The organism is Pseudomonas putida, assembly GCF_050989985.1.
Taxonomy (GTDB): Bacteria; Pseudomonadota; Gammaproteobacteria; order Pseudomonadales; family Pseudomonadaceae; genus Aquipseudomonas; species Aquipseudomonas putida_AI.
Genome location: NZ_CP158815.1, coordinates 218,732 through 231,262 on the forward strand (window position 1 = coordinate 218,732; position 12,531 = coordinate 231,262).

10 protein-coding genes are annotated in these 12,531 nt (G+C 59.6%); 5 read left to right on the top strand and 5 right to left on the bottom strand.

The window, feature by feature from the left end; translation table 11 throughout:
* Positions 1-70: 70 nt before the first annotated feature.
* The 3 genes from ABTV29_RS01080 to ABTV29_RS01090 all read right to left on the bottom strand — a co-directional run bounded on the left by ABTV29_RS01080 (position 71) and on the right by ABTV29_RS01090 (position 2,673).
* On the bottom strand, positions 71-388 hold the full coding sequence (locus tag ABTV29_RS01080; RefSeq protein WP_433768418.1) for a DUF2388 domain-containing protein: 318 nt from the start codon (positions 386-388) through the stop codon (positions 71-73).
* A gap of 71 nt (positions 389-459) precedes the next feature.
* Complete coding sequence (locus ABTV29_RS01085) at positions 460-2,244, bottom strand: GspE/PulE family protein (RefSeq protein ID WP_433768419.1); 1,785 nt, start codon at positions 2,242-2,244, stop codon at positions 460-462.
* A gap of 90 nt (positions 2,245-2,334) precedes the next feature.
* Positions 2,335-2,673, bottom strand: a complete 339-nt coding sequence (locus tag ABTV29_RS01090) for a hypothetical protein (RefSeq protein WP_433768420.1) — start codon at positions 2,671-2,673, stop codon at positions 2,335-2,337.
* Between the two features lie 126 nt (positions 2,674-2,799).
* Between ABTV29_RS01090 and ABTV29_RS01095 the strand changes: the two genes are divergently transcribed.
* Positions 2,800-3,264: an Lrp/AsnC family transcriptional regulator gene (locus ABTV29_RS01095; RefSeq protein WP_433768421.1), complete on the top strand. Its 465-nt coding sequence runs from the start codon at positions 2,800-2,802 to the stop codon at positions 3,262-3,264.
* Between the two features lie 123 nt (positions 3,265-3,387).
* Here ABTV29_RS01095 and ABTV29_RS01100 read toward each other — a convergent pair whose 3' ends face one another.
* On the bottom strand, positions 3,388-4,758 hold the full coding sequence (locus ABTV29_RS01100; protein ID WP_433768422.1) for an inorganic triphosphatase: 1,371 nt from the start codon (positions 4,756-4,758) through the stop codon (positions 3,388-3,390).
* A gap of 157 nt (positions 4,759-4,915) precedes the next feature.
* Between ABTV29_RS01100 and argE the strand changes: the two genes are divergently transcribed.
* Both argE and argA read left to right on the top strand, forming a co-directional pair.
* Entirely contained in the window at positions 4,916-6,079 is a 1,164-nt protein-coding gene (gene argE / locus ABTV29_RS01105; RefSeq protein WP_433768423.1) for an acetylornithine deacetylase, read from the top strand.
* Between the two features lie 265 nt (positions 6,080-6,344).
* The gene (gene argA, locus ABTV29_RS01110) at positions 6,345-7,643 is read left to right on the top strand and encodes an amino-acid N-acetyltransferase (RefSeq protein WP_095196287.1); all 1,299 of its coding nucleotides are present in this window, start codon (positions 6,345-6,347) and stop codon (positions 7,641-7,643) included.
* Positions 7,644-7,748: 105 nt separating this feature from the next.
* Here the strand turns inward: argA and tauA are convergent, their stop codons facing one another.
* The gene (tauA, locus tag ABTV29_RS01115) at positions 7,749-8,738 is read right to left on the bottom strand and encodes a taurine ABC transporter substrate-binding protein (RefSeq protein ID WP_433768424.1); all 990 of its coding nucleotides are present in this window, start codon (positions 8,736-8,738) and stop codon (positions 7,749-7,751) included.
* Between the two features lie 365 nt (positions 8,739-9,103).
* Here tauA and ABTV29_RS01120 point away from each other — a divergent pair, with 365 nt between their 5' ends.
* Entirely contained in the window at positions 9,104-10,447 is a 1,344-nt protein-coding gene (locus ABTV29_RS01120) for an OprD family outer membrane porin (RefSeq protein WP_433768425.1), read from the top strand.
* A gap of 448 nt (positions 10,448-10,895) precedes the next feature.
* On the top strand, positions 10,896-12,239 hold the full coding sequence (locus tag ABTV29_RS01125) for an OprD family porin (protein ID WP_433768426.1): 1,344 nt from the start codon (positions 10,896-10,898) through the stop codon (positions 12,237-12,239).
* The last annotated feature ends 292 nt before the right edge of the window (positions 12,240-12,531 follow it).

Below are 12,531 nucleotides of genomic sequence, written 5' to 3' on the forward strand. Positions count from 1 at the left end.
CACAGGGGATTTTCGTAAACCATGAAAAAATGCCGCTCATGTGAGCGGCATTTTCGTTCAGCAAGAAGGCTTATTCCGAAGCCACGGCATTCTTCGCCAGGATCGCGTTCGCCAGTTCCATGTCCGTCGCCTGCAGGCCCGGGTTGTCGGCGCGGACTTTCTGCATCGCCGCTTCCAGGTACGGACCGCGGATGCCGCCATCGCTGGCGACGTAGCTGCTGGCATCATCCTGGGCGGCGACGATCAGCTTGTGGTCCTTGAACGTCAGGTAGGTCGATCCGGTGGTCGCACCGGAGGTAAGAACGTTACGCCAAAAGCTATCAGCCATCGCCGAACCGACAGGCAGGGACAACAGGGCGATGGTGGCGACAGCAAGTTTGAAACGCATGATGGGTGACTCCACTATTTAATCTACGCCCTTGGATTGTCTGCCCCTTACCGAGTTCCGTCCCCCCGCGTCTACTTCTGCTCGCTCTGCGGCGTGACGCGCAGCACCTCTTCGACCGTGGTCAAACCGGCCGCCACTTTCTGCGCACCGGACAGTCGCAAGCTGCGCATGCCCTCCTTGAACGCCTGGCGCCTCAGCGCCGTCAGATCGGTGTCGGGACTGATCAGGGCTTTCACGCCGTCGGTCAATTGCATGATTTCGTACACCCCGGCGCGGCCGTGGTAGCCGGTGTCGCGGCATTCCAGGCACCCGATGGCCCGTTGCGCGTTGGTGGGCAATGGTGCCTGCCAAGGCCGGGTCAGGGTCTGCCAGTCTTCCTCGCCCAGGGTTTGCGGGGCCTTGCAGTGTGGACACAAGGTTCGCACCAGCCGCTGGGCCATGACGCCAAGTACCGTGGCCTTGATCAGGTAATGCGGCACGCCCAGTTCCAGCAGGCGGCTGATGGCGCTCGGGGCGTCGTTGGTGTGCAGGGTCGACAGCACCAGGTGGCCGGTGAGGGCCGCCTGGATCGCCATCTCGGCGGTTTCGAGGTCGCGGATCTCGCCGATCATGATGATGTCCGGGTCTTGCCGCATCAGCGCGCGTACCCCGGAAGCAAAGGTCAGGTCGATGTTGTGCTGGACCTGCATCTGGTTGAAGGCTGGCTCGACCATTTCAATCGGATCTTCGATGGTGCAGAGGTTGACCTCCGGCGTCGCCAGTTTTTTCAGCGTGGTGTACAGCGTGGTGGTCTTGCCGGAACCGGTCGGCCCGGTGACCAGGATGATGCCGTTGGGCTGGCGGGTCATGTCCTGCCAGCGGCGCAGGTCGTCGGTGGAAAACCCGAGCTGGTCGAAATCCTTGAGCAGCACCTCGGGGTCGAAAATTCGCATGACCATTTTTTCGCCAAAGGCGGTCGGCAAGGTCGACAGCCGCAACTCCACTTCACCGCCGTCCGGGGTCTTGGTCTTGACCCGGCCGTCCTGGGGTTTGCGCTTTTCCGCGACGTTCATCCGGCCCAGGGTTTTCAGGCGGCTGACGATGGCCATGCTCACCTGCGGCGGGAATTGATAGACGTTGTGCAATACACCGTCGATGCGAAAGCGCACCGTGCCCTGCTCGCGCCGGGGTTCGATGTGGATATCGCTGGCGCGCTGTTGAAAGGCGTACTGGAACAGCCAGTCGACGATGTTGACGATATGCGCGTCGTTGGCGTCCGGCTCCTGGTCGCTGGCGCCCAGGTTGAGCAACTGTTCGAAGTTGCCCAGGGTGTTGATCTGCTGCTCACCGTTGCTGGCCCCGGTGACCGATTTGGCCAGGCGGAAAAACTCCACGCTGAAGCGCTGGATGTCCACCGGATTGGCCACCACACGTTTGATCGGCAATTTCAGCACGTGGGTCAGGTCCGCCTCCCAACTGCTGACATAGGGCTGGGCGCTGGCCACGGTCACGGCTTCGCGGTCGATGGATACCGCAAGAATCTTGTGGCGTTGGGCGAAGGCGTAGGACATCAGCGGCATGACGGCCGCGACGTTGATTTTCAGCGGGTCGATACGCAGGTAAGGCTGGCCCGCCTGCTGGGACAGCCACAGGGTCAGATTTTCCAGGTCGTGGTGTTTGCCGGGGCGGCTGAGGTCGTCCAGCTGTTGGCTGGCGATGAACTCCAGAGGATGCATCTGGCCGTGGGCGGCGTGGCGGCGACGGGCATTGAGCGCGTGTTCGGCCGAGTCCTGGCTGATGTAGCCCTGGGTGACCAGTTCACGCAGTACATCATTGAGATCCAGCCAGCGGTCCTGAATGGCGAGTTGAACGGACATGCGGGCTCCTTTTAGACACAAGTGCGCAAAGGATAGTCGTGGCGCTACAGACCGTTGGGCCACTACCCGATGAAGCCGTATCGATATTTTTCAGCCAGCAGCCTGAGCCGCTTCAACCCAGTCGACGTCTGCGGCTTGCAGTTCAACCGAACAGACGCTGATCAGGTTGCGCAGTTTCTGCGCAATCACCTGGGCGCGATGCCAGCTCAATCCGTCGATGACCACCTCGATGCTCAGGCTGTCTGCCTGGCGTTGCACGTTCACGTGTTGCGGCGTCAGGAACTGCAAGGCGAACAGGTTGAGTGCGCGACACAGCAGATCGGGTTCGGCATCGGCCAGCATTTGATAGCGAACGCGACAGTGCGCGTTGCTGGCATTCCAGACATCGACGCGGGTGGGTGGGGTATTCACGGCTTCCAGGTGCGGCATGTTTGCTCTCCAAAATCACTGGAGAAATATTTACATTCGGCGGCGGGTATTTCTTATCTAAGATAAGCGCTTTCAGGGCTCCATCGAATCAATCAATTCCTTAAATCATCAGTCGAAGGTTTTTTTATGCAAAGCGAGCTGGACGGTTACGACCGCAAGATCCTGGCGTTGCTGCAGGAGGACGCTTCGCTCTCCAGTGCGCAGATCGCCGAGCAGGTGGGACTTTCGCAGTCGCCGTGCTGGCGGCGGATTCAACGGATGAAAGAAGAGGGGATCATTCGCGCTCAGGTGACTTTGCTCGATCGCAAGAAAATCGGCCTGAACACGCAGATTTTCGCCCAGGTCAAACTCAACGCCCACGGGCGTTCGAACTTCACCGAATTTACCGAAGCGATTCGCGGCTTTCCCGAAGTGCTGGAATGCTACGTGTTGATGGGGGCGGTGGACTTCATGCTGCGGATCGTCGCGGCGGACATCGAGGCGTATGAGCGATTCTTTTTCGAGAAGCTGTCGCTGGTGCCGGGGATTCAGGAGGTGAATTCGATTGTGGCGTTGTCGGAGATCAAGTCGACCACCAGTTTGCCGGTTTGAAGCATTGCGGTGAATTTGCGGGCCTCATCGCGGGCAAGCCTTGCTCCCACAGGTTTGAGTCGATCGCCAGATTTTGGCTCGACACCGACACTGTGGGAGCAAAGCTTGCTCGCGATAGCGGTATTACAGGCGCAGTAGGGTTTTCCAGGCACGGTTCTGATACACCGCAATCGCCTGCTGCTTGCGCGCATCGAGCAATTCGTCAGTGATCGTCGGTTCGTTGGCCAGTTGCGCCAGTTTGTTCAGTTCGCCGTACAGACGATCCATTTCCGGAATGTCCAGCACGTTGCGCGCGTGGTGCAGCCAGACCTGGATGCGTTCGATACGCGGCAGTTGCTCGGCCAGGTCTTCAGGTTGCTGCTGGTAGCGTTGCAATTGCAGCGAAGTGGCTTCCTCGCTCAACAGGCGCGGCAGCCAGCTGCTCAGTTGCGCAGCGCCCTGGCGATTGCCACGGGTGTTGCGGTCGGCGGCCCAGGTACGGGCGAGCAACCAGCGCGAGGTGTTCAGCGAGAACTGGCCCCAGCGCGGGTCTTCGAGTTCTTCGAGGAATTGTTCCGGCGCGGCCTTGCGCACGTCTTCATCGTCCACACCGGCCTGGACCAGCGGGCGCCAGTCTTCCAGCAGGGCGTCCAGGGCGACGCGCAAGTCGTGGGTCGCTTGACGCGGCGCGGCTTGACCCAGGCTGCTGAGCAGCGCACGCAATTCGGCCAGGCTTTCGACCCAGTCCTGCAGCAGGCGCCAGTGACCGTTGAAGCGATACTGCTCGGCCAGACGCTGGCTGCTACCCAGCAAATGCCAGCTCAGCGCGGCGAATGCCTCGTCCAGCGGGGTTTCGGCGGTGAGTTGCGGGGCTGGCAGGCTCAGCGAATAGCTGTTGGCGTCGTACAGGCGATAGCCGCGTTCGGCCTTGCTGATATCGCAAGGCATCAGGGCCAGTTTCTCTGCCAGTTCGGCGGCCAGTTCCAGCAGCGCGGCGGGCTCGCCTTCGCGCAGTTCCAGTTCCAGTTCGCAGATCTCTTCTTTCTGCTTGCCGACCACTACGTGGCCCAGGTCCAGTGCGGCTTCGATGACCACTTTGGCCTTGCCACGGCCCCAGGCGATTTCGGCGCGTTCGCGGACGAAGTCGGTGGTGAAGATGGGCTTGAGGGTTTTCTTGTCCAGCTCGGCCAGCGCTTCGGGCCAGCATTCGCCGTCGAGCTTCTTCAGGTCGAGCTTGGCTTTTGGCAGGTGCCAGTCGTATTCGTTACGCACCGACAGGCCCGCGACGCTCTGGCCGCGAGTCTTGAGGGTCTGGATCACTTCTTCGCCATCCTTGCGCAGGCGCAGGGCGACTTTGGCGTGGGCCAGGTCGCGATCGGGCGTGTCGAAGTATTGATTCATCAGTTCGCGGCGTTCCCAGCCCGACTTGATGCGTTTTTTCAGGAGGGGGTGCTCGCGCAGGGCGGCGAGGGTTTCGCGGCTGACGCGGAGTTTGATTTCGGTTTCTTTCTGCATGGCCGGAAAATCCAGGATCGGGAGCGCAGCCGGGGGGAAGGTGTGGCTGCCAAGGTCGTGCAGTGTACAGGACTCGACCCGGCTTCGCCGTGCGACGGTTTATTCCTGTCGCCGGATGGTTCTATGATGGACTTCAATTCGGGGGTTGGAGTCTGTGATGCCTTTGCCGTCCATGAAAGATCAGTTCGCTGCGCTGATCGCTGCACCGTCCGTCAGTTGTACCCAGGCAAGTCTCGATCTATCCAATCGTCCGGTCATCGACCTGTTGGCCGCATGGCTGGGAGACCTGGGTTTTACCTGCGACATCCAGCAGGTCAGCCCCGGCAAATTCAATTTGCTCGCCACTTTCGGCTCGGGCCCCGGCGGCCTGGTGTTGGCCGGGCACAGTGACACGGTGCCGTTCGACGGTGCCTTGTGGCAGACCGATCCATTGAAGCTGACTGAAGTCGACGGTCGCTGGGTGGGTTTGGGCGTTTGCGACATGAAGAGTTTTTTCGCCCTCGCCATCGAAGCGGTCAAGCCACTGCTCGATCAACCGTTCAAGCAACCGCTGCTGATCCTCGCCACCTGCGATGAAGAAAGCTCGATGTCCGGCGCCCGGGCGCTGGCGCAAGCGGGGCGGCCATTGGGCAGGGCGGCGGTGATCGGCGAGCCGACCGGGCTCAGGCCGATCCGCATGCACAAAGGCATCATGATGGAGCGCATCGATATTCTCGGGCAAAGCGGCCACTCCTCGGACCCGCGCCTGGGCCACAGCGCCCTGGAAGCCATGCACGATGCCATCGGTGAACTGCGCGGCCTGCGCCTGTTGTGGCAGCGCGAGTTCCGCAATCCGCAGTTTGGCGTACCGACGCCCACCCTGAATTTCGGCTGCATCCATGGTGGCGACAACCCTAACCGCATCTGCGGGCAGTGTTCGCTGGAGTTTGACCTGCGACCGCTGCCGGGCATGGACCCCAAAGTCCTGCGCGCCGAGATCCTGCAGCGGCTCAAGCCGGTTGCCGAGCGGCATCAGGTCAAGATCGACTACGCGCCGCTGTTCCCCGAAGTGCCGCCATTCGAGCAGGCCGAGGATGCGGAGCTGGTACGGATCGCCGAAAAGCTCACCGGCCACAGTGCCGAAGCGGTGGCATTCGGCACCGAAGCGCCTTATCTTCAGCAGCTTGGTTGCGAGACAGTGGTGCTCGGCCCCGGCGATATCGCCTGCGCCCACCAGCCGGGAGAATTCCTCGAAATGTCACGTTTGCAGCCTACGGTGCATCTATTACGACAGTTGATTGAACATTACTGTCTGAAACCCGTGCAGATGGCATCTGGTTGAATGCAATCAATGTGGGAGCGAGCCTGCTCGCGATGAGGCCTGCAGTCGACATCAATGTTGTCTGTCCAATCGCCATCGCGAGCAGGCTCGCTCCCACAGAAGTTTGTGCATTGCCCGGGCAGCCGTTTAAATTGCCAGTACCCCAACCCGTATTCATGAGGAGAGCGCGCGTGTCGCCAAGCCTGTTCCGACGATAACCACCAGCCTGCTGTGCGTTTTCTGTTCGCCCTTTTTTTCGGCTGCTATTTATTACAGGCCCAGGTTCATGCCCGAATACGTCAATTGGCTTCGTCACGCTTCGCCTTACATCAACGCCCACCGCGATTGCACCTTTGTCGTCATGCTGCCCGGCGACGGCGTAGAGCACTCCAACTTCGGCAATATCGTCCACGACCTGGTGCTGCTGCACAGCCTGGGCGTGCGTCTGGTGCTGGTTCACGGCTCCCGCCCGCAAATCGAGGCGCGCCTGGCCGCCCGTGGCCTGACCCCGCACTATCACCACGGCATGCGCATCACCGATGCCGCGACCTTGGAATGCGTGATCGATGCCGTCGGCCAACTGCGCATCGCCATCGAAGCGCGGCTGTCGATGGACATGGCGTCCTCGCCGATGCAGGGCTCGCGCCTGCGGGTGGCCAGCGGCAACCTGGTGACCGCACGGCCGATCGGCGTGCTCGAAGGCGTCGACTACCACCACACCGGCGAAGTGCGCCGGGTCGACCGCAAGGGCATCAATCGCCTGCTCGATGAACGTTCCATCGTGCTGCTGTCGCCCTTGGGTTACTCGCCGACCGGTGAAATCTTCAACCTCGCCTGTGAGGACGTCGCCACTCGCGCGGCCATCGACCTCGGCGCGGACAAGCTGCTGCTGTTCGGCGCTGAGGAAGGTTTGATCGATGAGCATGGACGTCTGGTGCGCGAGCTGCGTCCGCAACAGGTGCCGGCGCATCTGCAGCGCCTGGGCAGCAACTATCAGGCGGAGCTGCTGGATGCGGCGGCCGAAGCCTGTCGCGGCGGTGTGGCCCGCAGTCATATCGTCAGCTACGCCGAGGACGGCGCGCTGTTGACCGAACTCTTCACCCGCGACGGTGGCGGTACGCTGGTGGCCCAGGAGCAATTCGAAGTGGTGCGCGAAGCGGCCATCGAAGACGTGGGTGGGTTGCTGGACTTGATCAGCCCGCTGGAAGAGCAGGGGATTCTGGTGCGGCGTTCACGCGAAGTACTGGAGCGTGAGATCGAGCAGTTCAGCGTGGTAGAGCGCGAAGGCATGATCATCGCCTGCGCGGCGCTGTATCAGATTGCCGATTCCGATGCCGGTGAGCTGGCCTGCCTGGCGGTGAACCCGGAGTACCGTCACGGCGGTCGCGGTGATGAGCTGCTGGAACGCATCGAAACCCGCGCCCGTGCTCAAGGGCTGAAAACCCTGTTCGTCCTCACCACCCGCACGGCCCACTGGTTCCGCGAACGCGGCTTTGCGCCGAGCAGTGTGGAGCGCCTGCCGTCGGCGCGGGCGTCGTTGTACAACTACCAGCGTAATTCGAAGATCTTCGAAAAAGCCCTCTGACCGAGGTGCTTTCATCGCGAGCAGGCTCGCTCCCACACAGGTTCAGCCGACAAACCCTGTGGGAGCGAGCCTGCTCGCGATCGGTTGCGAAGCAACCGTGAACCATCACTCCGTGACGAACTTCGCACTGACATAGGGCGAATAATCCGGCAGCACCGTCTCCACCTTCCCTTGCTCCTTCAAGAACTTCGCCGTCTCGCCAATCGCCTTGGCCGTGCCGCCAGCGAGCAGCGCGCCGGTCTGTTGCGCCTTGGCATCCGGGAACGCGGAGCCGGCCAGCAATTCCGGCACATCGGCGGCGTTGGCACCGGTCAGTTTGGCGATTTTCTGCACCGGCACGGAATCCGCCGTCCAGCTGTCTTTATGCGCCGCATAGTCAGCGAATGAGTCCAGGGTCACCTTGGCGAATTTCGCCACCACCTCCGGGTGCTTCTCGGCGTAATCCTTGCGCGCCACCCAGACCTCGAAGGTCGGCGCGCCCCACTGGCCGACCTGGGCGGCGTCAGTCAAGGTCTTGCCAGTCTTGCGAATTTCCCCAAGCGCGGGCGACCAGACGAACGCACCATCAATATCCCCGCGTTTCCAGGCCGCGGCGATTTCCGCCGGTTGCAGGTTCACCACTTTGACTTTCGAGGTGTCCAGGCCCCAATGCTTCAGCGCACCGAGCAGGCTGTAGTGGGAGGTGGAAACGAACGGAGTGGCGATGGTCTTGCCGATCAGATCTTGCGGTTTATCGATACCGCTGCCGTTACGCACGACCAGCGCTTCGGCGGCATTGATCTGCGCGGACACGATGAACGCCACGATCGGCAGGTTGCGCGATGCGGCGGCGGCCAGTGGGCTGGAGCCGAGGTTGCCGATCTGCACGTCGCCCGACGCGATGGCGGTGACCACCTCCGGGCCGCTATTGAAACGACGCCAGTCGATTTTCTCGCCGATGGTTTTTTCATACAGACCATCGGCCTGGGGGACTTTGCTCGGATCGATACCGGTTTGGTAGCCGACCGTGAGGTTGGCCGCCTGGGCGGTAAAAGAAAATAACAGCGACACACAAACTGTAACAATTGGTCTGGATAGTGCGCGTCTGGTGGTCATGGCGTTGTCCTTTTCGAATGGTTTTGTTTCAGAATTGCTTCTAAACCTAATCGATATAAGAAACGCAAAATAAATAACATTTAGGAATTAGCTTATTAGTCACCCGCTCTATTCTGAGGGGGTGCAGGAACAGTGAGCTAAATACCTAAATGGTATTAGAAAAAAAGACATCCGATCTTTTCAGGTTTGTGACAAATTCATGACCCTGCATGGACCAAAAAACCGGGGATTAGACTATGGTCGTAGACACACAAAGTTACGATTGACTTGTGAGTCACCGTCCGGCGCTAATCGCGCATCTTTGGATTTCGGGCATTTGACCTGGAACCAGGACTACAAGAATTAGAGACGAGAGGAGCTTAACAATGAACAAGTCCACCTTGGCCTTGGCCGTGGCCTTTGGGGTTCTGGCGCAGCAGGCAGGCGCCGCAGGTTTCATCGAAGACAGCAAGGCATCTGTTAGTTCGCGTACCTATTATTTCGACTCGGACAAGCGTGAAGGCGCCAGCACTCCTGCCAACCGTCAGCGCGAAGCCGCTGAAGGTCTGAAGTTCGATTACCAGTCGGGCTTCACCCAGGGTGTGGTCGGTTTCGGTATCGACGCTCAGGCACTGGTCGGCATCCACCTGGATGGTGGCAAGGGCCATCACCCGGACAGCAACTCCTTCTCCCCTAGCGATTCCGATGGTTCTGCAGAGAGCTCGTGGAGCCGTGCAGCGGCCAACGTCAAGGCACGCTTCTCGAAGACAGAGGCCCACGTCGGTGGCGCTCTGCAGCCGAACATGCCGATCCTGATCGCGAACGACAGCCGTGTGCTGCCACAGACCTTTGAAGGTGGCACCATCACCTCGAAGGAAATCGACAACGTCACCTTCAACGTCGGTCAACTCGAGCACGCGACCGGTCGCGCCTCCTCGAACAGCACCGGCCTGTCTGTGGCTGGCGCAACCAAGGACAGCAACCAGTTCCGTTATGCCGGTGCTGACTGGAAGGTCACCAAAGACCTGTTGCTGCAGTACTACTTCGCGAACCTGGAAGACTTCTACAAGCAGAACTTCCTCGGCCTGGTGCACGTCTACCCGATCGCGCCTAACCAGTCGTTCAAGACCGACATTCGCTACTTCGACAGCAGCTCCGATGGCAAGAACAGCAGCGGTCAGGCTGGCTATCAGTTCAACAACAACGCCGGCTTTGCCAAGACCCCGGGCGAGGTCGATAACAAGACCTGGAGCGCCACGTTCACCTACACCCTGGGTGGCAGCGCATTTCTGCTCGGTCATCAGCGTGTCAACGATGACGGCGGCTTCGTCTTCCTGAACCAGGGCAACGTTGTCGATGGCAATGGTCGTCCTGAAGGGGCCGGCGGCGCCAGCTTCTACTCCTTCACCGATGCCACCGTGGGCAGCTTTATCCGTGCCGGTGAAAACACCACCTACGGTCAGTACTCCTATGACTTCGCCTCTCTGGGCGTGCCAGGTCTGAAAGCTTCGGCTGCTTACCTGTACGGTCGGGACATCAAGGCCACCAACGGCGTGGGTGATGACCTGAACGAGCGCGAAACCGACCTGCGTGTGGACTACGTGATCCAGACCGGTCCGCTGAAAGGCTTTGGCACCACGCTGCGTCACGGTATGTACCGTGGCAACACCAGCACCCTTGATGAAGACCAGACCCGCCTGATCTTCAACTACACCTACAGCTTCATGTAATCAGTCGCTGTGAAAAGAGCCTCGTCTACGGACGGGGCTTTTTTTTGGGTCAGCTTTTTTATTCCATAAAAGTAACTATTGATGATTTTTTATTCTTTTTAGATTTTTACGCAAACGCCTACAGTAAGCCCACCTGAACCGCAGGCCGCGCATCACCCCAGTTCACCCCCGTTTCACCCTCCGATCACCACGACTACAGGAATCGGTTTGCTTGCCGATATCTTTTCTGGTCGGACATCGTACGACTGTTTATATTCCATCTCGATATAAATAAGGATCGAGTGATTCATTTCGGTTTTATGAACAGGTATGCTGCGCCGCCCAAATTTTGAGGGGTACGCGTTTTCAGGGGTAAATCACTGCGGATTCGTGGTGCAGGTCATACGAATCAAGGATCCAGGGCATTCGACCCCGGACCACAAAAACTAGAAACATTAGGAGCGAAGCAATGAACAAGTCCACCTTGGCCCTGGCTGTGGCCGTAGGGGTTTTGGCGCAGCAGGCAAGCGCCGCCGGTTTCATCGAAGACAGCAAGGCCACTCTGGGTCTGCGTAACTTCTACATCAACACCGACTACCGCGACGGCGCTGCCAATCCGAACAAAAACGAAGAATGGGGCCAAGGCTTCGATCTGCGTTTCACTTCGGGCTACACCCAAGGCACCGTTGGTTTCGGTATTGATGCGATCGGCCTTTTGGGCGTGAAGCTGGATTCGGGGGGCGGCACCAATGGTGCGAGCAACAACTCTTACGGCGGCACGGTTTTCCCGAGCAAGTCCAACGGCGAAGCGGTTGATGACTTCTCCAGCCTGGGCCTGACTGCCAAGGCCAAGATCTCCCAGACCGAGCTGAAGCTGGGCACCCTGATGCCAAAACTGCCGGTAATCGTGTCCAACGACGGCCGTCTGCTGCCACAAACGTTCCAGGGTGGCCAGATCACCTCCGGCGAAATCAAGGACCTGACGCTGGTCGGCGGTCAGCTTGAGCACGCCAAGGGTCGTAACTCCAGCAACAACGAAGAACTCTCGATTGCCGGTGCCAACAGCCGCACCGCTGCCGGTCGCGACAGCAACAAGTTCATCTACGGTGGTGGTGACTACAAAATCACCAAGGACCTGACTGCCCAGTACTACTACGGCAACCTGGAAGACTTCTACAAGCAGCACTTCCTGGGCCTGACTCACAACTGGGCAATCGGCCCGGGCGTACTGAAATCCGACCTGCGCTACTTCAACAGCCGTGACGACGGTGCCAATGGCCACGATCCGTTCTACTACACCACGGGCAACTACAACGCGCCTAGCGGTAAAGGCAAGGTCGACAACAACCTGTACAGCGGCCTGTTCCTGTACTCCGTTGAAGGTCACACCTTCGGTGGCGGTTACCAGGTCAGCAACGGCAGCAGCGACTTCCCGTTCCTGAACCAGGGTGACGGTGCGTCGGCCTACATCATCACCGACATGCAAATCCAGAAGTTCGCCCGTGCCGGCGAGAAAACCTGGCAAGCACGCTACTCGTTCGATTTCGCCAAGGTCGGCGTACCAGGCCTGACGGCTGGCGTGATCTACCTGCACGGCGACGACATCGATACCGTCAACGCTGCCGGTCGCCAGGCGGTCAACAACGCTTCCGAGTGGGAACGCGACCTGACCGTGGGTTATGTCGTGCAGTCCGGCGCCCTGAAGAACCTTGGCGTGATGTGGAAAAACGCCACTTGGCGTACCGACCTGCCGAACACCCGTTCCCAGGATGAAAACCGCCTGATCGTCAGCTACTCGATCCCGCTGCTGTAACAGCTTGTAGGAGCGAGCTTGCTCGCTCCTACAAAAAAAAGCCCCGCCCGGCATCGCGCCGAGCGGGGCTTTCGCGTTTCGAGGCGGGGTCACCCCCGTAATCCCGCCTTGAAACTCCCTTTTTGCAGCAACTCAAGGCCTTCTCGAACCTTGTGGGTGATGTTCGGCGCGATGGCTGATCGCGTCCAGTGAACAGATGTTTAATATTTCTTCTAGGTCTAAATAAATCGATATTTATTCTTTTTAATAGATAAGAAATGCAGGCACAGTTGGGCTCAACAAGCACTCAAAA

Coding starts and splice junctions, on each gene's coding strand:
- ABTV29_RS01080 (WP_433768418.1), bottom strand. CDS start 388: ATGCGTTTCAAACTTGCTGTCGCCACCATCGCCCTGTTGTCCCTGCCT.
- ABTV29_RS01085 (WP_433768419.1), bottom strand. CDS start 2,244: ATGTCCGTTCAACTCGCCATTCAGGACCGCTGGCTGGATCTCAATGAT.
- ABTV29_RS01090 (WP_433768420.1), bottom strand. CDS start 2,673: ATGCCGCACCTGGAAGCCGTGAATACCCCACCCACCCGCGTCGATGTC.
- ABTV29_RS01095 (WP_433768421.1), top strand. CDS start 2,800: ATGCAAAGCGAGCTGGACGGTTACGACCGCAAGATCCTGGCGTTGCTG.
- ABTV29_RS01100 (WP_433768422.1), bottom strand. CDS start 4,758: ATGCAGAAAGAAACCGAAATCAAACTCCGCGTCAGCCGCGAAACCCTC.
- argE (WP_433768423.1), top strand. CDS start 4,916: ATGCCTTTGCCGTCCATGAAAGATCAGTTCGCTGCGCTGATCGCTGCA.
- argA (WP_095196287.1), top strand. CDS start 6,345: ATGCCCGAATACGTCAATTGGCTTCGTCACGCTTCGCCTTACATCAAC.
- tauA (WP_433768424.1), bottom strand. CDS start 8,738: ATGACCACCAGACGCGCACTATCCAGACCAATTGTTACAGTTTGTGTG.
- ABTV29_RS01120 (WP_433768425.1), top strand. CDS start 9,104: ATGAACAAGTCCACCTTGGCCTTGGCCGTGGCCTTTGGGGTTCTGGCG.
- ABTV29_RS01125 (WP_433768426.1), top strand. CDS start 10,896: ATGAACAAGTCCACCTTGGCCCTGGCTGTGGCCGTAGGGGTTTTGGCG.